20 protein-coding genes are annotated in these 20,285 nt (G+C 65.3%); 14 read left to right on the forward strand and 6 right to left on the reverse strand.

Annotated elements, in window-relative coordinates; translation table 11 throughout:
• Nucleotides 1-130 precede the first annotated feature (130 nt).
• From AKG11_RS33590 to era, 6 genes are all read left to right on the forward strand, one after another.
• Nucleotides 131-283, forward strand: coding sequence for a DUF3563 family protein (locus tag AKG11_RS33590; protein WP_023513882.1), 153 nt, complete (start codon nucleotides 131-133; stop codon nucleotides 281-283).
• 106 nt (nucleotides 284-389) lie between these two features.
• Nucleotides 390-983 (forward strand): DUF2062 domain-containing protein, encoded by a 594-nt coding sequence (locus AKG11_RS02690; RefSeq protein ID WP_050742852.1) that lies wholly within the window; start codon nucleotides 390-392, stop codon nucleotides 981-983.
• Complete coding sequence (gene acpS, locus AKG11_RS02695) at nucleotides 980-1,390, forward strand: holo-ACP synthase (protein ID WP_023513880.1); 411 nt, start codon at nucleotides 980-982, stop codon at nucleotides 1,388-1,390. The genes AKG11_RS02690 and acpS overlap by 4 nt, the downstream gene beginning before the upstream one ends.
• Before the next feature lie 67 nt (nucleotides 1,391-1,457).
• Complete coding sequence (lepB, locus tag AKG11_RS02700; protein ID WP_165909292.1) at nucleotides 1,458-2,228, forward strand: signal peptidase I; 771 nt, start codon at nucleotides 1,458-1,460, stop codon at nucleotides 2,226-2,228.
• Nucleotides 2,225-2,944 carry a ribonuclease III gene (gene rnc, locus AKG11_RS02705; protein WP_023513878.1) on the forward strand — a complete coding sequence of 240 codons (720 nt, stop codon included), beginning with the start codon at nucleotides 2,225-2,227 and terminating at the stop codon, nucleotides 2,942-2,944. The genes lepB and rnc overlap by 4 nt, the downstream gene beginning before the upstream one ends.
• Nucleotides 2,945-2,952: 8 nt before the next feature.
• Complete coding sequence (era, locus tag AKG11_RS02710; RefSeq protein ID WP_050743146.1) at nucleotides 2,953-3,897, forward strand: GTPase Era; 945 nt, start codon at nucleotides 2,953-2,955, stop codon at nucleotides 3,895-3,897.
• Nucleotides 3,898-3,901: 4 nt separating this feature from the next.
• Here the strand turns inward: era and AKG11_RS02715 are convergent, their stop codons facing one another.
• The 3 genes from AKG11_RS02715 to AKG11_RS02725 form a co-directional block, all read right to left on the reverse strand.
• Entirely contained in the window at nucleotides 3,902-4,867 is a 966-nt protein-coding gene (locus AKG11_RS02715; RefSeq protein ID WP_050742853.1) for a glycerophosphodiester phosphodiesterase family protein, read from the reverse strand.
• Between the two features lie 69 nt (nucleotides 4,868-4,936).
• Nucleotides 4,937-7,300 carry a putative bifunctional diguanylate cyclase/phosphodiesterase gene (locus tag AKG11_RS02720; protein WP_050742854.1) on the reverse strand — a complete coding sequence of 788 codons (2,364 nt, stop codon included), beginning with the start codon at nucleotides 7,298-7,300 and terminating at the stop codon, nucleotides 4,937-4,939.
• Nucleotides 7,287-8,336, reverse strand: coding sequence for a polyamine ABC transporter substrate-binding protein (locus AKG11_RS02725; RefSeq protein WP_050742855.1), 1,050 nt, complete (start codon nucleotides 8,334-8,336; stop codon nucleotides 7,287-7,289). The genes AKG11_RS02720 and AKG11_RS02725 overlap by 14 nt, the downstream gene beginning before the upstream one ends.
• 229 nt (nucleotides 8,337-8,565) lie before the next feature.
• On the opposite strand from AKG11_RS02725, the gene AKG11_RS02730 reads away from it, so the two are divergent.
• Both AKG11_RS02730 and bla read left to right on the forward strand, forming a co-directional pair.
• Nucleotides 8,566-10,875: a Tex family protein gene (locus AKG11_RS02730; RefSeq protein WP_050743147.1), complete on the forward strand. Its 2,310-nt coding sequence runs from the start codon at nucleotides 8,566-8,568 to the stop codon at nucleotides 10,873-10,875.
• A 147-nt stretch (nucleotides 10,876-11,022) separates the two neighbouring features.
• Complete coding sequence (bla, locus tag AKG11_RS02735; RefSeq protein WP_050742856.1) at nucleotides 11,023-11,916, forward strand: BKC/GPC family carbapenem-hydrolyzing class A beta-lactamase; 894 nt, start codon at nucleotides 11,023-11,025, stop codon at nucleotides 11,914-11,916.
• Between the two features lie 43 nt (nucleotides 11,917-11,959).
• Here the strand turns inward: bla and AKG11_RS02740 are convergent, their stop codons facing one another.
• Nucleotides 11,960-12,283, reverse strand: a complete 324-nt coding sequence (locus tag AKG11_RS02740; protein ID WP_023512988.1) for an ArsR/SmtB family transcription factor — start codon at nucleotides 12,281-12,283, stop codon at nucleotides 11,960-11,962.
• Between the two features lie 73 nt (nucleotides 12,284-12,356).
• Between AKG11_RS02740 and AKG11_RS02745 the strand changes: the two genes are divergently transcribed.
• Nucleotides 12,357-12,845, forward strand: a complete 489-nt coding sequence (locus AKG11_RS02745; RefSeq protein ID WP_050742857.1) for an SRPBCC domain-containing protein — start codon at nucleotides 12,357-12,359, stop codon at nucleotides 12,843-12,845.
• Nucleotides 12,846-12,859: 14 nt separating this feature from the next.
• Nucleotides 12,860-13,222, forward strand: a complete 363-nt coding sequence (locus AKG11_RS02750; protein ID WP_050742858.1) for a glyoxalase/bleomycin resistance/dioxygenase family protein — start codon at nucleotides 12,860-12,862, stop codon at nucleotides 13,220-13,222.
• A gap of 45 nt (nucleotides 13,223-13,267) precedes the next feature.
• Here AKG11_RS02750 and AKG11_RS02755 read toward each other — a convergent pair whose 3' ends face one another.
• On the reverse strand, nucleotides 13,268-13,999 hold the full coding sequence (locus AKG11_RS02755) for a L,D-transpeptidase (RefSeq protein WP_050742859.1): 732 nt from the start codon (nucleotides 13,997-13,999) through the stop codon (nucleotides 13,268-13,270).
• Nucleotides 14,000-14,203: 204 nt separating this feature from the next.
• Here AKG11_RS02755 and recO point away from each other — a divergent pair, with 204 nt between their 5' ends.
• Nucleotides 14,204-14,968: a DNA repair protein RecO gene (gene recO / locus AKG11_RS02760; protein WP_050742860.1), complete on the forward strand. Its 765-nt coding sequence runs from the start codon at nucleotides 14,204-14,206 to the stop codon at nucleotides 14,966-14,968.
• The gene (locus AKG11_RS02765) at nucleotides 14,965-15,474 is read left to right on the forward strand and encodes a PaaI family thioesterase (RefSeq protein ID WP_050742861.1); all 510 of its coding nucleotides are present in this window, start codon (nucleotides 14,965-14,967) and stop codon (nucleotides 15,472-15,474) included. Before recO ends, AKG11_RS02765 begins: the two co-directional genes overlap by 4 nt.
• Before the next feature lie 121 nt (nucleotides 15,475-15,595).
• Here the strand turns inward: AKG11_RS02765 and AKG11_RS02770 are convergent, their stop codons facing one another.
• Nucleotides 15,596-16,534 (reverse strand): PhoX family protein, encoded by a 939-nt coding sequence (locus tag AKG11_RS02770; protein ID WP_157255808.1) that lies wholly within the window; start codon nucleotides 16,532-16,534, stop codon nucleotides 15,596-15,598.
• A gap of 161 nt (nucleotides 16,535-16,695) precedes the next feature.
• On the opposite strand from AKG11_RS02770, the gene AKG11_RS02775 reads away from it, so the two are divergent.
• Nucleotides 16,696-19,557, forward strand: coding sequence for a DUF2339 domain-containing protein (locus tag AKG11_RS02775; protein WP_050742863.1), 2,862 nt, complete (start codon nucleotides 16,696-16,698; stop codon nucleotides 19,555-19,557).
• A 34-nt stretch (nucleotides 19,558-19,591) separates the two neighbouring features.
• On the forward strand, nucleotides 19,592-20,245 hold the full coding sequence (locus AKG11_RS02780) for an HD domain-containing protein (RefSeq protein WP_023512996.1): 654 nt from the start codon (nucleotides 19,592-19,594) through the stop codon (nucleotides 20,243-20,245).
• The last annotated feature ends 40 nt before the right edge of the window (nucleotides 20,246-20,285 follow it).

Below are 20,285 nucleotides of genomic sequence, written 5' to 3' on the forward strand. Positions count from 1 at the left end.
GCAGGTTTGCCCAAGATTTGACCAGTCATTATGCGCCTGTTGCATGGCTGTATTGGCATAGTGTCGCTGGTGTCTTTGGGGTGAAATCCCTATCTTCTGCATCGGGAGGTCAACCGAAAGAGGTTTACCAATGTTGAAGCAGATCAAGAATTTCACCCGCGCCCTGCGCATCCCGACTCCTGAAGACCGCGAAATGGCCTATCTCAACGGCGCCATCGACCGGATCGACCTGGAATACCGCCAGCGTCAGATCGACCGCGGCCTCTTCCGCAAGTCCTACTAAGCTCCGCGGATCCGTGTGGCGCCCCTCCGGCGCCACGGCGACCGTCTTGTCTGGCGCCATGAGGGCGCCATTGAAATGCCACCAACGGATCGGCTATGTCTGAGCCATGTTGTTCCGACGCCGAAAGAAGACAAGCTGGCCTGACCGATTGCGCGAATTCTTCTGGCCGCGCAAAGGCTTCACGCGTCCGGCGCGCTACCTCGCCAAGCGAATCCTGCGCCTGTCCGCCTCGCCGCATGCGGTGGCCGCGGGCGTTGCAGCCGGTGCCTTTTCGGCCTTCACGCCGCTCATCGGTTTTCACGTCATCCTGGCGCTTGCGCTCGCCTATCTGATGGCCGGCAATCTGCTGGCCGCCGCGCTTGCCACCACCATCGCCAATCCGCTGACCATTCCGCTCATCGCGCTTGCGACCTTTCGCGTCGGCGAGGCGCTGCTCGGCATCAAATCCGCCGAGGCGGTGACGGCGGCCGAGCTGTTTCACCGGCTGGAGCATCTGCAACTGTCCGAGCTCTGGCAGCCCGTGCTGAAGCCCATGCTTGCCGGCGCCGGCGTTCTCGGCATCGTGGCCGCCGTGTTTGCCTATGGCGTCACGCGTTTCGCCGTGCGCTCCTTCAAGGCCCGCCGCCATGCCCGTCTTCTCGAGCGCGCCGGCCTTGCAGCGGCTCATCCTGCCCTTTCCCGCGGAGACAAATCCCTATGATCATCGGCATCGGCAGCGACCTCATCGACATCCGCCGGGTGGAGAAGTCGCTGGAACGCTTCGGCGAGCGCTTTACCCGGCGCTGCTTCACCGAGATCGAGCAGGCGAAGTCCGACGGGCGCAAGAACCGCGCGGCCTCCTATGCCAAGCGTTTCGCTGCCAAGGAGGCCTGTTCCAAGGCGCTCGGTACAGGCCTCGCACAGGGTGTGTTCTGGAGGGACATGGGCGTCGTCAACCTGCCGGGCGGAAAGCCGACCATGAAGCTGACGGGCGGCGCGCTGGAACGGTTGACGCAGATGCTTCCCGCGGGCCACGAAGCGCGCATCCACATCACCATCACGGACGATTTTCCGCTGGCTCAAGCTTTCGTGATCATCGAGGCGCTGCCGGCCGGAACGCCCGGATAACAGGCGCCCAGCGTCTTTTTGACCGACACGATTTCCAACAGGCAACCTTTCCTCTATAGAGGGCCCCATGTTTGCAGATAAGGACAGATCCGGCGTGGCAGAGAAGACTGAAAAGGCCGAAGGCGGCCTGTGGGAAAACGTCAAGGTGATCATCCAGGCGCTGCTGCTCGCCGTCGTGATCCGCACCGTGCTTTTCCAGCCCTTCACCATTCCCTCCGGGTCGATGATGCCGACGCTGCTCGTCGGCGATTATCTCTTCGTCAACAAGTTCTCCTACGGCTATTCGAAATATTCGCTGCCGTTCTCGCCGAACCTGTTCTCCGGCCGTATTTTTGCAAGTGAACCCGAGCGCGGCGACATCGTCGTCTTCCGCTTCCCGCCGAACCCCGACATCGACTATATCAAGCGTCTCGTCGGCCTGCCGGGCGACCGCATCCAGGTGCGTGACAGCGAGTTGTTCGTGAACGGCGTTGCCGTGAAGCGCGAACACAACGGTTTCTTCCGTGCCGACGACCAGTACGACACCGGCGAGGATGTTCCGGTCTTCCGCGAAACCATGGACAACGGCGTCGCCTACGACACGCTGGACACCCGTCCGGGCACCGTCGGCGACAACACGCGCGAGTTCATCGTGCCGGAAGGCCACTATTTCATGATGGGCGACAACCGCGACAACTCGGCCGACAGCCGCTTCGATGTTGGGTTCGTTCCGGCGGAAAACCTGATCGGCCGCGCAAGCCTCATCTTCTTCTCGCTCGGCAACGACACGTCCTTCTCCGAGATCTGGAAGTGGCCGACGAACCTTCGCTGGGACCGCCTGTTCAAGGTTGTTGAATGAAGGGCGCCATTCCGCTGAACGACGTCAACCGCAAGGCCCTCGAGGACCTGATCGGCTACGCCTTCACCGACAAGGACCGTCTCGACCGGGCGATCACCCATGCCAGCGCCCGGCCCGGCAAGGGCAGCAATTACGAGCGGCTGGAATTTCTGGGCGACCGCGTGCTTGGCCTGTGCGTCGCCGAGATGCTGTTCCGCACCTTCCGCGAGGCGAAGGAGGGCGAGCTTTCGGTTCGCCTGAACCAGCTCGTCAGCGCGGAAAGCTGTGCGGCGGTCTCCGATGATCTTGGCCTGCACCGCTTCATCCGCACCGGCGCGGACGTCAAGAAACTCACCGGAAAAGCCATGCTGAATGTGCGGGCCGATGTGGTAGAGTCGCTGATCGCCGCGATCTATCTCGATGGCGGGCTGGAAGCGGCGCGCGGCTTCATCCTCGCCAACTGGCAGGGCAGGGCGGCGCGTGCGGAAGGCGCGCGGCGCGACGCCAAGACCGAATTGCAGGAATGGGCGCATGCCAGGTTCGGCCTGACGCCGAACTATAGGGTGGACGAGCGCTCGGGACCGGACCACGACCCCCGCTTCACCGTGACGGTGGAGATCAGGGGCGTCGCACCGGAAACCGGCATCGACCGCTCGAAACGGGCCGCCGAACAGGTGGCCGCGACGAAGATTTTGGAACGCGAAGGCGTCTGGCCCAAGGGTCAAACCGCGGATTGACGGATATCATGAACGAAGAAAACACAAACCCCGCCGAAGGCAGCACGAACGGCGCGGGTCCGACCCATTCGGGCTTCGTCGCGCTCATCGGCGCGACCAATGCCGGCAAGTCGACGCTGGTCAACCGCCTCGTCGGCGCCAAGGTGTCGATCGTCAGCCACAAGGTCCAGACGACGCGTGCCATCGTGCGCGGCATCGCCATCCACAACAACGCCCAGATCGTCTTCATGGACACGCCCGGCATCTTCAAGCCGCGCCGCCGGCTCGACCGCGCCATGGTGACGACCGCCTGGGGTGGGGCGAAGGATGCCGATTTCATCATGTTCCTGATCGACAGCGAGCGGGGCCTCAAGGGCGATGCCGAGACGATCCTGGAGGGCCTGAAAGAGGTTCACCAGCCGAAGATCCTTGTCCTCAACAAGGTCGACCGGGTCAATCCGGAGGACCTTCTGAAGCTGACGGCAGCGGTGAACGCCGTGGTTCCGTTCGAACGCACCTTCATGATTTCGGCGCTGAACGGTTCGGGCTGCGACGACGTGATGAACTATCTCGCGGGCGCTTTGCCGGAAGGCCCCTGGTACTATCCGGAGGACCAGATTTCCGACCTGCCGATGCGCCAGCTCGCCGCCGAAATCACCCGCGAAAAACTCTTCCTGCGCCTGCACCAGGAGCTTCCCTATTCCTCGCATGTCGAGACGGAGAAGTGGGAGGAGCGCAAGGACGGCTCGGTGCGCATCGAGCAGGTCATCTATGTCGAGCGCGACAGCCAGAAGAAGATCGCGCTCGGCAAGAACGGCGATGCCATCAAGGCGATCTCCATGGCCTCGCGCAAGGAGCTGTCGGAAATCCTCGAACAGCCCGTGCATCTCTTCCTCTTCGTGAAGGTGCGCGAGAACTGGGGCGACGACCCGGCCCGCTTCCGCGAAATGGGCCTCGACTTCCCGACCTCGTAAGGGCCTACGGCCGCGCCTTGATGGCGGGGCCGACCTCCAGGATGCGGTTGGTCCAGACATAGCCGGGGAAGGGCTCCGGCAGGTCTTCCACCTGTTCGGTTGTATCGATGCCGACCGTACCGCCGCCGGAATAGGGGCCGATGAGGACCACATCGCTGCCGGCATCCTCCATGCGCGTCAGGAAGCGGTTCGGCCAGCCCCAGAGCAGGAACGCATAGTTGCTCGGTACCGGCACCAGCGTGTTTCGGCAGGCCTCCGGCACATAGCCGATCCAGCCTGTGCCGAGATAACGCAGCAGGCAGCTCTTCACCGAGGTCTTTGTGTAACCCTTGAGGCCGGGTGTGGCGGCAAGCGCCGCATCCGTCGGCTCCGCGCCGCCGTAGATACCGAAGATCTTGTCCTTCCAGGCCGGATTGGCCGCCAGCAGCGCGGCAAACGCCACGCCTTCCTCCGCCCGCCGGCTCTTGAAGTTGATCAGCAGCTTGCCCGCCGGGTTGGCGGCGAAGATCTCTTCCAGCATCGGCATCTGCCCGACACCCTTGCCGCGGAACGGGTAGGTCTTGCCGCCATCGGGCGTATAGCCGTAGCCGATGTCGAGCGTCTTCAGCGTGGCGCTGTCCGTCTCCTCAGTCACGCCCTTGCCGTCCGTCCGGCAGTCGAGCGTCCAGTCGTGGAAGACGGCGAACTTCTTGTCGGGCGTCAGGTGCACGTCGATCTCGACGACCTCGGCGCCCGCCGCAAAGGCTGCCTGCATGCCGGCGACCGTGTTTTCCAGGAAATCGTGTTTGGGCGGGTCGATGAGGCTTGCCGTGCAGGTGTCGTCGTCGACCGCCTCATGGCTGAAGGTCTGGTGGGCGCCGCGATGGGCCATCAGCTTCGTCGCGCCATCCGGCGTGCTCGCGATCAGCGAGCTGTTGAACGACCAGATCAGCAGGGCGAGGCCCAGCGTGAAGATCGGCGCGTTTCGCATAAAAGTCCTCCTGCGGCCCCGGGCATAGGGATAGGGGCTCGCCGGAGAGACGGCAAGTCGTGGAAAGTATCAGGCGCGGGCGCGGCGGTCGGGGCTCTGGGCGGCCTCGCGGGCCTTTTCGACAAGCCGCTGCATCGCCCAGATGCCGATCTCCTCGAGGGTGAGGGGGCGGCTGATCAGATAACCCTGATAGAGGTCGCAGCCGGCCGCGGCGAGCAGCGCCATCTTCTCGGTCGTGTCGACGCCTTCCGCGATCACCGACATGTCCTGTGCATGGCAAAGCGCGACGAGAGCCCGCAGCGTCGGCAGCGCCGCCGAACGGGTGAGGCTCTCGACCAGCTCGCGGTCGAGCTTGATGGTCTCGGCCGGGTATTCGATGATCTGCTGCACGGACGTGTAGCCCGCGCCGAAATCGTCGATGGAAATGCGGAAGCCGCGGGCGCGCAGGATCTCGATGTTGCGGCGGGACTGCTCGCCGAGCTTGACGGCGAAAGTCTCGGTCAGCTCGATCTCGATCAGGCGGGCATCGATGCCGTGCCGGTCGGCGCTGTCGCAGAAATGGTCGCTGATCGACTTCGTGTAGAGCTCGGCGGACGAGATGTTGATGCACAGGATCGTCTCGGTGCCGAACAGCTTGCGGATCTGGCCGTATTCGGCCATCGCCCGGTCGATCACCCACCAGTCGATCTTGCTGAAGAGGCCGGTCGTCTCGGCGATCGGGATGAATTCGTCGGGCGTCACGCGGCCAAGCACCGGCGAGGTCCAGCGCAACAGCGCCTCGCAACCCGTCACCTTGCCGTGGCCATCGACGATCGGCATGTAGACGAGGTAGAATTCGCGGTCCGGGTCGAGGACGCGCAACTCCTCTTCGATGCGGCGCTGGCGGTTGCGTTTTTCGTGCAGCGAGCGGGAATAGCGGGCCGAGCCGTTCTTGCCCTGGGATTTCGCCTGGTACATGGCGGCATCGGCATTGGCGACGAGTTCGGGCAGCGTGCGGGCATCCTCCGGATAGACGGCGATGCCGATACTGGCGGTGACCGGATAGGCCTTGTCGAGCACCTCGAACCCCTCGGCAAAGAGGGCGAGGATCTTTTCGGAGATCTCCGTGATCGTGCCGCTGCCCGGCTGGCAGCGCAGCATGATGGCGAATTCGTCACCGGAAAGGCGGGCGAACAGGCCGTCCGGCAGGCCGCGCTCGGAAACGACGCAGGCGACGATGGTCGAGATGCGGTCGGCCAGCGTCTTCAGCAACTCGTCGCCGATCTTGTGGCCGTGCTTGTCGTTGACGAACTTGAAGTTGTCGACGTCGATGAAGAGCAGCGTGCAGCCGATATCCTCGGCCTCCGCCTCCTGCAGGATCTGCGTGGAGCGGATATTGAAATATTCGCGGTTCGAAATGCCCGTCAGCGTGTCCGTCCACGAGGCGTTCTGCACGAGGTCGAAGGACTGCATGGAGTGGTCGTGCAGCCGCTTGACGTTGGCCGACAGGCGGCCGATCTCGCCGATCTCGTTCATTTCTGGCAGGGCGCTGCGGTTGCCGGTCATCACGTCGGTGAGCTGGCGGTCGAGCTTGGCGATCGGGTTGGTGATGTAGCGGCGCACCAGGCCGAGTACGAGGACGATCGTGCACAGGCTGAGCGCAATGGCGCCGAGCGCGAGCAGCGATTTCAGCGTCGAAAGCCGGTTGTCGAGGAAGGTGGGTTCCGGCGTCAGCCGCGCAAAGAGCGAGGGGCTGAGTGTCGCGGTCGCGGAAAGCCCGCCCTGCGCCAGAAGCTGGTGCTGGCCGATTTCGATCGTCGTGCCATATTCCTTTTCCAGCGCCCGCTTCATGTCGAGGAAGAGTTTGGGCCGAACCGCGGTCTGCACCAGGATCGCGCCGTTCTTGGCGCTGGCGACCGGTCGGTTGAAGGTCAAGGGATCGATGAACTCCGAATGCACGATCAGCGGCTCGATGCCGGCCGTGTTGAGATAGCTCCAGGAGGAGAGCCGCGGGCTCTCGATCACCTGCCTTGCGTGCTGGATCTGCTGCGGTGTGATCTCCGCGAACGGATCGTCGCTGTCCTCGAAGTAATAATCGACGGTCAGCGGCGGGCGGATGATCGCCACCGAGATGAAGCGCTTGCGGTCGTCGGAGAGCGAGGTGATGCTCTGCTGCAGGCGCACGCCGAGCGCGGTGTTGCGATAGGCGGCATCGGGCTCGTTGACGAAGAGGCGAACCGCGCCGCCCTCGACGAGCGAGTAGATGAAGCTGCGGTTCTGCGTCACCTCGTTCTGGAAGACGGCGGTGAGCAGGCCCATCTGCTGCCACAGGCGGGCGCGTTCCAGCGCGAGGATGGACGAGCTCTGCACGTAGTAGATCAGCGAGGCGGCGAGCACATAGCCTGCGAGCACGACCGGGAAAATGAGGGAAAGGGCGCGTTTACCGAGCGTCACTGATCTGGGCCAGACTGCTGATGATGCGGCGGCGGGCCTGGACCGATTGCACGGTCAGTTCCTCCTGAAACTGGCTTTTGGCCAGGATTTCCGGTGCGGCATAGATTTCGGGATTGGAGCGTATGTCTTCCGGAAGCAGCGCCAGTGCGGCGGTGCTTGCGGTGGGCATGTTGAGCTTGACGGCGTTGCGGGCGCCGTTCCTGGCGTTGCTGATATAGTCGATCAGCTTCAGCGCCAGGGCCTTGTTGTTCGAGCGTTCGCTGACGGAGACGCAGTCGAGCCAGGAAAGCGTGCCTTCCTTCGGCACGACGTAGCGCCAGAGGCCCGGTGAGGAGACCTTGTCGTTCAGCGTGTACTGGTCGCCGCTGTAACCGAGCGCCATGTAGATGTTCGGCCCCTTGTCCGGGCTCTGCACCGAGGTGACGACATAGTCGTAGGTGAGCACATAGGGCGCCTGCGCCTTCATCAGCTCGTAGGCCGCCTTCAGCGTCTCGTTGTCATTGGCGTTGACCGACTTGCCGAGCAGGGCGAGCGGCGCGACGAAGGCTTCGGCGTGGTCGCCGTACATGGCGATATGGCCGCGTAGGCTTTCGGCCGGCTTCATCATGTCCGCCCAGGAGGTCGGCGGCGTCGTGATCTTGTCGGAGCGGTAGAGGATGCCCATCGTGCCCCACAGATAGGGCACGCCGTAGCCGCCGCAGCGGCCCGACCAGCTTTCCGCATAGTCCTTCAGCGATGGGACGTTGTCGGCACTCAGCGTGGCGATGACGCCGCGTTTGCCGTAGAGCCGTGCGCCGTTCTCATTGGTCACGACGACGTCGACATTGGCGTTCGGATCGGCAAGGATCTTGTCCCGCACGTCGCCGCTGTCATAGAAGGTCTGGCGCACCTCGATGCCGGTTTCGGCGGTCCAGTCGGCAAGAATCTGCTCGTCGATATAGGCTTCCCAGATCAACAGGTTAAGCGTGGTCGCATGCGCCGGGCCCGTGGTGCCGAAGGCCGCCAGTGAGACTGCTGCAAGAAAAGCGCCGCGCATGCCGAAGGCCCCGTTGCCGTTACGTGCGGTGAGGATAGTCGGCAAGACTTTATGAAGCGTTACAACCTCTAAGCCTGTATTCGCTGGTGTTCAACCGTGGCACAGTCCTGCCGCTTTTACCGGTCGTGATATATATTGTGGACGTGGCCGCGGGCTGCCGGGCCTGTGGTTGGCCTATAGCCGGCCGCGCACTATGGTCGCCGACCGCGCCAACCCAGAGGAATTCGACATGGCCCCGACACCGCTCAAGATCGCGAACCTGATCGCCGCCGAGATCAAGGCGACCTCCGCGCAGGTTTCCGCCGCCGTGGCGCTCATCGACGAGGGGGCGACGGTGCCCTTCATCGCGCGCTACCGCAAGGAAGTGACCGGCGGTCTCGACGATACGCAGCTGCGCACGCTGTCCGAACGGTTGACCTATCTGCGCGAGCTGGAGGCGCGCCGTGCCTCGATCCTCGAATCGATTGCGGGGCAGGGCAAGCTGACGGACGAGCTTGCGGCGAAGATCGCCACGGTTGCGACCAAGGCGGAGCTCGAGGACATCTATCTGCCCTACAAGCCCAAGCGCCGCACCAAGGCGGAGATCGCCCGCGAGCGCGGCCTCGGGCCGCTTGCCGAACAGATCCTCACGGACCGTGCACTGGTGCCGGCGGAGCTTGCCGAAAAATTCCTGTCGGCCGAGGTGCCCGACGTCAAGACGGCGCTGGAAGGCGCGCGTGACATCGTCGCCGAGCAGTTTACGGAAAATGCCGATCTCCTGAAGCGCCTGCGCGAATACATGAAGGACAACGCCTTCCTGCGCTCGCGGGTCGTCGAGGGGAAAAAGGAGGCCGGGGCGAAGTTCTCCGACTACTTCGACCATACCGAACGCTGGGCGACGGTGCCGGGGCACCGGGCGCTCGCCATGCTGCGCGGCTGGAACGAGGAGTTCCTGTCGGTCGACATCGTCGTCGACCAGGACAGCACCGAGGCCGTCAAGCCGGTGGAACGCATCATCGCTTCCTTCTATGCCATCGGCACGAAGCCGGGCGACAAGTGGCTGGCCGAGGTGATCGGCTGGACCTGGCGGGTGAAACTCTCCATGTCGCTGTCGCTCGACCTGATGCGCGAGATGCGCGAACGCTCCGAGGAGGAAGCGATCCGCGTCTTTGCCCGCAATCTCAAGGACCTGTTGCTCGCCGCTCCTGCCGGCACGCGCGCCACGATGGGCCTCGACCCGGGCATCCGCACCGGCGTCAAGGTCGCCATCATCGACAACACCGGCAAGGTGCTCGAGACGACGACCGTCTACCCGTTCCCGCCGAGGAACGATGTGCGCGGCACACAGGCTGAGCTAGCGTCGCTCATCCGCAAGCACAAGATCGAGCTGATCGCCATCGGCAATGGCACCGGCAGCCGCGAGACGGAAAAGCTCGTCGCCGATCTGCTCGACCAGCTGCCGGCACCCAAGCCCACCAAGGTCATCGTCTCGGAAGCCGGTGCCTCCGTCTATTCCGCCTCGGAAACGGCGGCCGCCGAATTTCCGAACCTCGACGTCTCGCTGCGCGGCGCCGTTTCCATCGCCCGCCGTCTGCAGGATCCGCTTGCCGAACTGGTGAAGATCGAGCCGAAGTCGATCGGCGTCGGTCAGTACCAGCACGATGTCGACCAGGGAAAGCTCTCCCGCTCGCTGGATGCGGTTGTGGAAGACGCGGTGAACGCCGTCGGTGTCGACCTCAACACCGCCTCCGCGCCGCTTCTCGCGCGCGTCTCCGGCCTCGGCAAATCCTCCGCCGAAGCGATCGTCGCGCATCGTGATGCCAATGGCCCGTTCGAAAGCCGCAAGGAGCTGATGAAGGTCTCGCGCCTTGGTGCGCGCACCTTCGAGCAATGTGCCGGGTTCCTGCGCATTCCGAACGGCAAGGAGCCGCTTGACGCGTCCTCGGTGCATCCCGAAGCCTATGGCGTCGCCAAGAAGATCGTCGCGGCCTGCGGGCGGGACGTGCGCGCGCTGATGGGCGACAGCGCGGCGCTGAAGCAACTTGACCCGAAGGTGTTCGTCGACGAGCGCTTCGGCCTGCCGACGGTCAAGGACATCCTTGCTGAACTGGAAAAACCCGGCCGCGACCCGCGTCCGGAATTCCGGACCGCGACCTTTGCCGACGGCATCGATGACATCAAGGACCTCAAGGTCGGCATGCTCCTGGAGGGCACGGTGACGAACGTCGCCGCCTTCGGCGCCTTCGTCGACATCGGTGTGCATCAGGACGGCCTCGTGCATGTGTCCCAGCTCGCCGACCGCTTCGTCAAGGACCCGCACGAGGTGGTCAAGGCCGGCGACGTGGTGAAGGTGCGCGTCACCGAGGTGGATGTGCCGCGCAAGCGCATCGGTCTCACCATGCGCAAGGACGGCGGCGCGCCAGCCGCCCGCGACAATGCTCCGCGGGGCGACAAGAATGCCCAGATGCAGCCGAAGTTCAGCCAGGCGGCCCCCAAGCAGCAGGCGCCCTCGCAAGGCGCTTTCGGTGCAGCGCTCGCCGAGGCGATGAAGCGAAAATAAGGCAAAGCCCTAGTTTTCCTAATGGCTGTCGGCAGAAATCGTCGTTTGTCTTGAATCGCCTCACCGCCCATAGTCGCGGTGTGGGCGGGCTCAAGCGGGCCGGGCGTTGCAAAGCGCGCCCGGTGTCCGGCAAACAGGAAACAAGACATGACGATGACGATTTCACGCCGCCAGGCCATGGCCGGCGCTCTCCTTGCCATTCCCGCGGTTTCCGCGCTGACGGCCGGCACCAGCCGCGCCGCCGGCGAGGATCTCGCGCAACGGCTTGCCGCGCTGGAGGCGCGTCACGGCGGGCGCATCGGCGTTGCCATACATAATCTTTCGACGGGCGCGCGGCTCGGCCACAACACGGATGAACGCTTCCTGATGTGCAGCACCTTCAAGGCGCTGCTGGCGGGCCATATCCTCGCCCGGGTGGATCGGGGCGAAGAGACGCTGGACCGGCGCATCGTCGTGAAGAAGGCGGACCTCGTGGACTGGTCGCCGGTGGTGGAAACGCGTGTCGGCGGGAAGGGCATCTCGATCGCCGAACTCTGCGAGGCGACCATCACGTTCAGCGACAATGCCGCCGCCAACCTGCTGCTTGCCGCATCGGGCGGGCCGGAGGCCGTCACGGCGTTCCTGCGCGGCCTTGGCGATGCGGTAACGCGGCTCGACCGCACGGAGCCGACGCTCAACTACCATGAGACGCCGGACGACGTGCGCGACACGACGACACCGACCGCCATGGTGGAGACGCTGCGCAGGCTGGTTTTTGCCGACGTGCTGTCGGCGCGTTCGAAGGCGCAGCTTGCCGCCTGGCTGGTGATGAACAAGACGGGCGACGCGCGGCTGCGCGCGGGTTTTCCGGCGGACTGGATAGCCGGCGACAAGACCGGCACCAACGGTGACAAGGCCGGCAATGCCAACGACGTCGCCATCGCCTGGTCGCCGGACCGCGGCGCCATCATCGTTGCAGCCTTCTGCGAAATCCCCGGCATTTCCGGCGACGAGCGCAATGCCGTCATTGCCGAGATCGGGCGCATCGCGGCCGAGGTCTGAGACGTTACGGTTCAAGCCGAGGCGCCGCCCTTGCGACGGTGCCTCAGTCCTCCAGGTCGCCCTTGAGCGCTGAAAGAACGTTCATCGCATGGCCGGCATACTGGCTGATCCAGCGGTCATGGATTGCCTGGATCGGCAGGGCATTGAGGTGGTTCCAGCGTTCGCGGCCCTCACGGCGGGCGACGATCAGCTCCGCCTCTTCCAGCACCTTGAGGTGTTGCATGACCGTGCAGCGGTCCATTTCCCCGAAGCGCTCGCACAGTGCGCCCGTCGTCAGCGGCGCATCCTTGATTGCGTCCAGCATCTGCCGCCGTTTGCCATTGGCCAGCGCCTTGAAAACGGCGTCCTGTTTCGATTCGCTTGACATGTTATATTTTTATAACATATTTTGACGGCAAACAAGATCGAAAGGGGCGCTTCTGCCCCGGAAGGAGGACGGCATGACGCTGGAATTTCGTGTGAACGGGCGTATCGGCAAGCCGATTGCCGAGGTGTTCGATGCGGTGGTCAATCCGAAGAAGCTCAGCGGCTACTTCACCACCATCGGCGGGGCGAGCGCGCCGCTGGTCGAGGGCACGACGGTCACCTGGTGGGGCATGGCCCCGGTCGTCGTCGACGAGGTGGAGGAGAACGCCCTGATCGTCTTCCGCTGGGATGCCATGGTGGACGAGGGGGAGGCGCCCTACAGGACGCGCGTCGAGATGCGCTTCAAGCCGCTGGAGGACGGCGGCACGATGGTGACCATCGCCGAGACCGGCTGGCGCGACAACGCCCGCGGCCAGAAAGCATCTTACATGAACTGCGAGGGCTGGTCGCAGATGCTGGCCTGCATGAAGGCCTATGTCGAATACGGCATCAACCTACGCGAGGGCTATTACCCGAGCGAGCTCAAGGGCGTCGTCGCCTCCGAGCAGCAGGATTTCACTTGAAACGGGAGGTTGCAATGACAGCTAACATCAAGGGCGGCATCAACATCGCCATGAAGGTTCCCTCGCACCAGTACGAGGCGACACTCGCCTTCTACCGCGACGTCGTCGGGCTCGAGCCCTTCGACGACAAAGCCCCAGCAAGGGGGTTCCTGCTCGGCCCGAACCGGTTGTGGATCGACGAGGCGCCGGGCTACAGCCAGGCGGAGGTCTGGCTCGAACTCTTCACGCCCGACCACTCGGTCGCTCTCGGCCATCTCGAGCAGAACGGCGTCGTGCGCTGCGATCCGATCGAGGATCTGGGCGCAGGCTTTCGCGGCGGCTGGGTGATGAACCCGGCCAATATCGTGCACATGGTGCGCGAGCCCGACGCCTGGTGATGAAACGGTTCGGGGACGGGCGCAAGGCCGTCCCCGAACGAGGCCTCAGATGGCGGCGGGCGGTGTCAGGCCGTCGGCGGCCGCCATCGGCACCGGCTGGTCGACCGGTGCCTGGTGCTGCAGCACGACGACGCGGCTGCCGGTCGGCACGCGGCCGTAGAGGTCGATGATGTCCTGGTTGAAGAGGCGGATGCAGCCGCTCGACACGGCCTTGCCGATCGACCAGGGCTCGGACGTGCCGTGGATGCGGAAGAGCGTGTCCTTGCCGTCCTTGTGCAGATAGAGCGCGCGCGGCCCCAGCGGGTTGGTAAGGCCCGGCTCCATGCCGCCGGCCCATTTCAGGTTCCGCTCCGGCTCGCGCTCGATCATGTTCTGGGTGGGAGTCCAGCGCGGCCATTCCGCCTTTCGGCCGATGCGTGCGCCGCCCTCGAATTCCAGTCCCGCCTTGCCGACGCCAATGCCGTAGCGCATCGCCATGCCTTCGCCCTGCACGAGGTAGAGGAAGCGGTTCTGCGTGTCGATGACGATGGTGCCGGCCGGCTCGGCCGTCTGGTAGGCGACCAGCTGGCGGAAATATTTCGGGTTCACCTTGCTGATGTCCATCGCCGGCAGGGGAAAACGCTCTTCCGGATGCGGTCCGTACATGGCGACATGTATCGGGTCCGGTCCCTTCTTCACCGGCTTTGCGGTGGTGGCGCAGCTTGCGAGCGTTGCCGCAAGGGCGAGGAGGGCGAAGGGGCGGAGAGCCGCGAAAGCGCGGGCACGGGACACACACATGAGGGGGGCACCTGTCGTTTTTCAATTCCGAAATCTGGCTTGAAAGCCTTGCGCGGGTTCTTTGTCGGCAAAGCGGGCATCGGCGCGGCGAGAAAAAAGCGAAACTGTGGCAAGGGCTTGGGTGTGTCCTTGCGGCCACGCGTCGTTCCGTCGCACATGCCATGCCGCTTGCTCCCGCGCGGGCGAGGGCGTAAGGCTTTTGCCATGCAATGGAGTGAGGAAGCCATCGTTCTCGGCGTGCGGCGCCACGGCGAAAGCTCTGTCATCGTCGAGGTGATGACGCGCAGCCGTGGCAGGCACCTCGGCATGGTGCGCGGCGGGCGCTCGCGGACCATGCAGCCGGTGCTCCAGCCCGGCAATTCCGTCGATGTCACCTGGCGGGCGCGGCTCGACGAGCATCTCGGCGAGTTCCGCATCGAGCCGCTGGAACTGCGCGCCGGGCGGCTGATGGAGACGGCGACCGCTGTCTACGGCGTGCAGGCCATGGCGGCGCTGCTGCGCTTCCTGCCGGAGCGCGACCCGCATCCCCATCTCTACGAGGCGCTTTCCGTCATCCTCGATCACCTGCACGAGCCGGCCGATGCCGGCGAACTCTTCGTGCGTTTCGAACTCGCCGTGCTCAACGATCTCGGCTTCGGCCTCGATCTTTTCGAATGTGTCGCAACGGGCAGCCGCGAAAACCTCTGTTACGTGTCGCCGAAATCCGGCCGTGCCGTTTCGCGCGAAGCCGGCGCACCCTGGGCGGACAAGATGCTGGCACTGCCGGCCTTTCTTGGCGACGAGCGCCGGCACGCCGCCGATGCCGCCGCCCTCGCGGACGGCTTCCGGCTGACCGCCTTCTTCCTCAACCGGCATGTCTGCGAACCGCGCGGGCTGGAACTCGCCAGCGCCCGCGACGGCTTCATCCAGGCGGCCCTGAAGGCGCTCGGCACGCCGAGGCACGATCAACCCCGAGAGGCGCATGCATGACGGTCGAAATCTACCCCGGGCTGACGGTTTCTGGCGTCGGTACGCTGCCGCTCGACGTGGTGAAGCGCGACGGCGGGCTGAAGGTACTGCAGGCGATGCTGGCCGGCGACCTGCCGGCCCCGCCGATGGCGAAGACGCTCGCCTTCAGCATGACGGAGGTGGAGGACGGCCGCGTCGTCTTTGCCGGCCTGCCGTCTGTCGACCATCTCAATCCGCTCGGCACGGTGCACGGCGGCTGGACGGCAACGGTGATGGATTCGGCGCTCGGCTGCGCCGTCTTCTCCGTCATCAAGCCGGGCGAAGCCTATACGACGATCGAGTTCAAGCTGAATCTCGTGCGCCCCGTCCTGCCCGGCATGGGTGAGGTGTTCTGCGAAGGCAGGATCGTGCATCGCGGCCGTACCATTGCGACATCCGAAGCATGGCTGCGCGACGGAAACGGCAAGCTGCTCGCCCATGGCACTGAAACCTGCGCCATCTTCCCGATCGAAAACCTGATGCGTTAGTGTCTCCAGCCGAAGCGGCGCCGGATGCGGCGGCCAGAAGGCATGTGGGGCAATTCCACTGAACCGGGGGCTGCGAAGTTGCTCCAGACAGGCCGCAGCCATCGGCCCTGCTGCCGATGGCTCAATGGCCGTTACAGGTCGAAAGCACTTCCCAGTGCGCGTGCAGCGCTGCGAAATCGCCGCCGGCTTCGATGATCTCGACGATATGGCTGAACCGGTCGCGGGCGCCCGTTTTTTCGCCGGCCAGCCGGAGGCGGGCCGTGCCGGCCGCAGGATCCCCGGTCACATCCGCAATTCCGTCGAGGCGGGTGGCGCGCAGGAGGGCGGCGGCGCGGCGCGTTTCGTTCTGCACGTTGATCGGTGTGGCACAGCCATAAGCGGTGGTCAGCGGGCTCTTTCCGGCAGCGACCGGCATCCATGTCAGCGTGCCGTTTTCCATCACCAGCGGCGCCGCGTCGAAGGTGACCGGCATCCAGTCCTCTTCCGCGTCGGCGGAAAAATGCGCGACATGGAGCGTGCCGTCGTCGAGGAGGTCCGGGCCGTCGGCGCGGCTGCCGGACTGCCAGGTGCGGTTTGTGACGAACTTGTAGAGATGTCCGGATTCGCCGGCATCGCCGCAATAGACGACCACGCGGCCATCCCGGTTGACGAGGCAGGCGAGGGCGCCATGCCGCAAGCGGCCGAGGGCGGGCCGTTTTTTCGGGGCGGCGTCCGGATTCCGCGGATCGACCTCGACGACCCAGCCCGCAGGGGTGCCGGATCCCTCATCGAAGCAACGGGCGTCGCCATGAAAATCCGCCTCTGCCATCAGCCGCGTGCCCCAGGGGGTAAGGCAGCCGGCGGTGGCGATGCGCTGGCTTGAAGCCATGCGGAGCGCGACGGGGGCCAGGGGTTTTACCGGGGCCCCGCCGGCGGCCGGCGTCAAAGGCTGTCCGTCCGTGCGGGCGGCGGTGCATCGACCGAGAAGATTGCCGAGGCTGCGAACGATGGCATGCGCATAGCCGTCCCGGGGCTGCCGGCCCGCCTGCGTGGCGGTGGCATTGCGAAGGGTCTGGGTCATGGCGGGCTCCGGTTGCTCCTGGAAATAGGTCATTGTGCCCGCCTTGCATGAAAACCATGCGACAACCCGAAGAGAATACCGGCTTCAAACGTAACCCCGTTTAGTCTTTGGAAAAAACCGGGTAGTCTCCGCGCCCGGACAATGCCCGCCTTGGAGTCGCAATGCTCGAAATCCTCTCCCTGGTCGCGATCGGCCTGGCGCTCTATACCCTCAATGCATCGCGAAACAGCGCGCAGAAACTCGGCGAGGAGGTGATGCGGCTGAAGCGCGAAGTCGAGGCGCTGAAGGCCGGAGATTTGACGGCGCCAGTGGAGACGGTGGCTGTGGAAGCGACCGAGGCCATCTCCGAAGAGGCGGCCGAGGAGCCGGTGCCGGCCGATTTCGCAAGCCCCTGGGCTGCGTCGCAGGCGGCGGGGATGGACGAGGCCGAGAAGGGCCGGGCGATCTTTGGCGGCACGCCCGCCGGTCCCGCCGAAACGGTTGCTGCGAGCGAGGGGCTGGACGAAGCCGTTGCGGCGGCCTCTGCCACTCCCGCGGCCGCGGCAAAGCCGAAGGAAAGCTTCGAAAGCCGCATCGGCGCGCGCTGGGCCGTCTGGGTGGGCGGCATCGCGCTCGCGCTCGGCGGCATCTTCATGGTCAAGTATTCCATCGAGGCAGGGCTGCTCAGCCCGGCGGTGCGGCTGTCGCTGGCCGCCGTCTTCGGCCTCGTGCTCATGGCCGTCGGCGAGTTCGTGCGCCGCCGCACGCTGCCGGTCATCGCGAATGCCTTCCAGAACGCGATGATCCCCGGCGTGCTGACCGCTGCCGGCGCCATAACACTGTTTGCCGTCACCTATGTTTCCTACGAGTTCTACGGCTATTTCGGCCCGCTGACGGCCTTCGTGCTGCTCGCCGCCGTGGCCTTCGCGACGATCGGCCTGTCGCTCCTGCACGGGCAGGCGCTGGCCGGCCTCGGCCTGCTGGCCTCTCTCGTGACGCCTGCGCTGGTCGCGACCGAGGAGCCGAGTGCCTGGGGCCTTTTCGGTTTCCTCTCCGTCGCCTGGCTTGCCACCTTCGCCGCCGCGCGCATCCGTCGCTGGCTGGTCGTGCCGGCGCTGGCCAGTGCCGGCATGGCGCTCTGGGCGGTGCTCTATCTTTCGGAGGCGAGCACGGTCGAGGTCGTGCCGATGCTTCTCGCCCTGCTTGTGATGGCGCTTGGCCTGGGGCTGATCTGGCCGGGCCACATTACGGCGGACGACCTGCCGCCCGCAACGGGCGCCGCCGCCGCCGATCCGCTGGACCGCCTGCTTGCCCCGCCCGCGGTCGCCGTATCGCTGACCGGCGCGCTGGCCTTGACCTTCCCGGCGCTGATCCTCGCCAATGCCGTCCCGGCGCTCGCCCGGGCGGACTATGGCTTTGCGGCGATCGTGATGGCGCTTGCCCTGCTCGGCGCGCTGCGCGGCTGGGCGATCTATCCCGCGCTCTTTTCCGCCATCACGGCCGTGGTCGGCGTCGGGGCGATGGTGATCCGGCCCGGCGGCCTGCTGTTCGACGATTTCTCCTCGCTGGCCCCGCCGATACTGGACAACGCCTCGGTGCTGCCGCCGCCAGCATCGTTGCCGGTACCGATGATCGCCGTCGTGCCGGTCAATCTGCTGCTGCTCCTTGCCGTGGCCTATGCGGCGGTCGGTCTTGCGGCGGTGCGCCTGCGCATGACGGGGTCCTCCGCCTTTTCCGCGCTCTGGAGCCTCATCGCTCCGGCCGTGCCCTTCGTTGTTGTCGCTCTGAACTTCCTCCATTTCGGCAACCTCTCCTTTGACCTCAAGCACGGTCTTCTCGCCGTGGCGCTCGGTCTCGCCTTCTTCGCTGCGGCAGAGGTCTTTTCGCGCGGACGGGCGGAGGAGGGCCTGTTCATTCCACAATGGACGCTCGTTGCCGGCGGCTTTGCTTTCCTCGTGCTGGCGCTGCACGCCATGACGGACGGCCTTGCCACCACGCTCGGCATCGCGATCCTCGGCGCTGCCGCCGTCTTCGCGACGCGCCTTCGCCGCTGGCCGGTCCTGCCCTGGCTGATGGCCGGGGCGGCGGCCGTGGTTGCCGGCCGCATCGGCTGGGAGCCGACCATCGTCGGCGCGGCCAACCTTTCGAAGACGCCGGTCTTCAACCAGCTGCTTGTCGGCTACGGCATTCCGGCTGCTCTCCTCGCGCTCTCGGCCTTCGAACTGCGCCGCTGGCCGGGCGAGAAAATCCGCAACCTGCTGCAGGCGCTGGCCAGCCTGTTCGTGCTGCTGACGGCGGCGATCCTCGTGCGCCACGGCATGAATGGCGGGGTGCTGGACAGCTCCGTGCCGACGCTCGGCGAGCAGTCGATCTACACGCTGCTGGTCATCGGCGCCGCGGGTATCCTGATGTCGCTCGACCTGAAATCGCCGAGCCCGGTCTTCCGCTACGGTTCCATGGTGGTCGGCGGGCTCTCGGTCCTGTCCATCCTCAGCGCCCATTTCGTTGGCCTCAACCCCTATTTCACCGGCGAACTGCTCGGTAAATGGCCGTTCCTGGATCTGCTTTTCGTCGGCTATCTCCTGCCTGGCATCGCCTATGGCGGGCTTGCCCTCTATGCGCGCGGCCGGCGGCCGATGCCCTATGTGATCATGCTGGCGCTGACCGGCGTGGCGCTCGCCTTCGCCTGGGTCACGCTCAGCGTGCGTCGCTACTGGCATGGCGAGGGCATTGCCGACTGGAAGGGGTTCCTCCAGCCGGAGACCTACACCTATTCGGTCATCTGGCTGCTGCTCGGCGTTCTGCTGCTGGTGGTCGGCTCGAAGTTCGATTCCAAGAGCATCCGCCTTGCCTCCGCCGGTCTCGTGCTGATCGCGGTGGTCAAGGTCTTCCTGATCGACATGGCCAATCTCGAAGGCATCCTCAGGGCGCTCTCCTTCATCGGGCTCGGCGCGGTGCTGATCGGTATCGGGCTGTTCTACCAGAAGATCCTGTCGGGAAAGTCCGGGACCGGCGAAAAGGCGGAATTGAACGCCGAGGCGTGACAGGATAGTCAGGGCAACCAATGATGGATTGCCCATGACCTTCGCCTGTCTCGCCGCCGCCTTCTCGCCCCTCGGGGCCCTTGCCGAACGCCTGCTGCCGCAGGCCTTCTCTGCCGATGACGGCTCGCACGATGCCGCGCATCTCATCCGTGTGTGGAAGAGCGCGCGCCGCATCCAGGCGGAGGAGGGCGGTGACATACGGTTGCTGGCCGCCGCCGTGCTGCTGCATGATTGCGTGGCGGTGGAAAAGAACTCGCCGCTGCGCGCCGAAGCGTCACGCCTTGCAGCCGAAAAGGCGGCCGACCTGCTTGCCGCCGAAGGCTGGAGCGAAGCGGACGTGGCCTCCGTCGCCCATGCCATCCTGACGCACAGTTTCTCCGCCAATCTCGCTCCCAAGACACTGGAGGCGAAGATCCTGCAGGACGCCGACCGGCTCGACGCGATCGGTATGATCGGTGCTGCGCGCTGCTTCTACATTGCCGGCCGCATGGGCAGCGGCCTCTACGATCCGCTGGACCCGCTCGGCGAAAACCGCCCGCTCGACGACAAGGCCTTCGCCATCGACCATTTCGAGGTCAAGCTCTTCAAACTGGCTGACGGGTTCCAGACGGCGGCGGGTGCGCGCATGGCCGGCGAACGGACGGAGCGCCTGCGGGCGATCCGCGCCATGCTGCTGGATGAAATCTGAAGAAAAACATGCTTTTGTGCCGCCGCATTGAATCCGATCG

The sequence above is a fragment of the Shinella sp. SUS2 genome, from assembly GCF_001262505.1.
Classification (GTDB): Bacteria; Pseudomonadota; Alphaproteobacteria; order Rhizobiales; family Rhizobiaceae; genus Shinella.

Bases quoted from the DNA above. Each gene is read 5' to 3' on its own strand.
- AKG11_RS33590 (WP_023513882.1), top strand. From the start codon at position 131: ATGTTGAAGCAGATCAAGAATTTCACCCGCGCCCTGCGCATCCCGACT.
- AKG11_RS02690 (WP_050742852.1), top strand. From the start codon at position 390: ATGTTGTTCCGACGCCGAAAGAAGACAAGCTGGCCTGACCGATTGCGC.
- acpS (WP_023513880.1), top strand. From the start codon at position 980: ATGATCATCGGCATCGGCAGCGACCTCATCGACATCCGCCGGGTGGAG.
- lepB (WP_165909292.1), top strand. From the start codon at position 1,458: ATGTTTGCAGATAAGGACAGATCCGGCGTGGCAGAGAAGACTGAAAAG.
- rnc (WP_023513878.1), top strand. From the start codon at position 2,225: ATGAAGGGCGCCATTCCGCTGAACGACGTCAACCGCAAGGCCCTCGAG.
- era (WP_050743146.1), top strand. From the start codon at position 2,953: ATGAACGAAGAAAACACAAACCCCGCCGAAGGCAGCACGAACGGCGCG.
- AKG11_RS02715 (WP_050742853.1), bottom strand. From the start codon at position 4,867: ATGCGAAACGCGCCGATCTTCACGCTGGGCCTCGCCCTGCTGATCTGG.
- AKG11_RS02725 (WP_050742855.1), bottom strand. From the start codon at position 8,336: ATGCGCGGCGCTTTTCTTGCAGCAGTCTCACTGGCGGCCTTCGGCACC.
- AKG11_RS02730 (WP_050743147.1), top strand. From the start codon at position 8,566: ATGGCCCCGACACCGCTCAAGATCGCGAACCTGATCGCCGCCGAGATC.
- bla (WP_050742856.1), top strand. From the start codon at position 11,023: ATGACGATGACGATTTCACGCCGCCAGGCCATGGCCGGCGCTCTCCTT.
- AKG11_RS02740 (WP_023512988.1), bottom strand. From the start codon at position 12,283: ATGTCAAGCGAATCGAAACAGGACGCCGTTTTCAAGGCGCTGGCCAAT.
- AKG11_RS02745 (WP_050742857.1), top strand. From the start codon at position 12,357: ATGACGCTGGAATTTCGTGTGAACGGGCGTATCGGCAAGCCGATTGCC.
- AKG11_RS02750 (WP_050742858.1), top strand. From the start codon at position 12,860: ATGACAGCTAACATCAAGGGCGGCATCAACATCGCCATGAAGGTTCCC.
- AKG11_RS02755 (WP_050742859.1), bottom strand. From the start codon at position 13,999: ATGTGTGTGTCCCGTGCCCGCGCTTTCGCGGCTCTCCGCCCCTTCGCC.
- recO (WP_050742860.1), top strand. From the start codon at position 14,204: ATGCAATGGAGTGAGGAAGCCATCGTTCTCGGCGTGCGGCGCCACGGC.
- AKG11_RS02765 (WP_050742861.1), top strand. From the start codon at position 14,965: ATGACGGTCGAAATCTACCCCGGGCTGACGGTTTCTGGCGTCGGTACG.
- AKG11_RS02770 (WP_157255808.1), bottom strand. From the start codon at position 16,534: ATGACCCAGACCCTTCGCAATGCCACCGCCACGCAGGCGGGCCGGCAG.
- AKG11_RS02775 (WP_050742863.1), top strand. From the start codon at position 16,696: ATGCTCGAAATCCTCTCCCTGGTCGCGATCGGCCTGGCGCTCTATACC.
- AKG11_RS02780 (WP_023512996.1), top strand. From the start codon at position 19,592: ATGACCTTCGCCTGTCTCGCCGCCGCCTTCTCGCCCCTCGGGGCCCTT.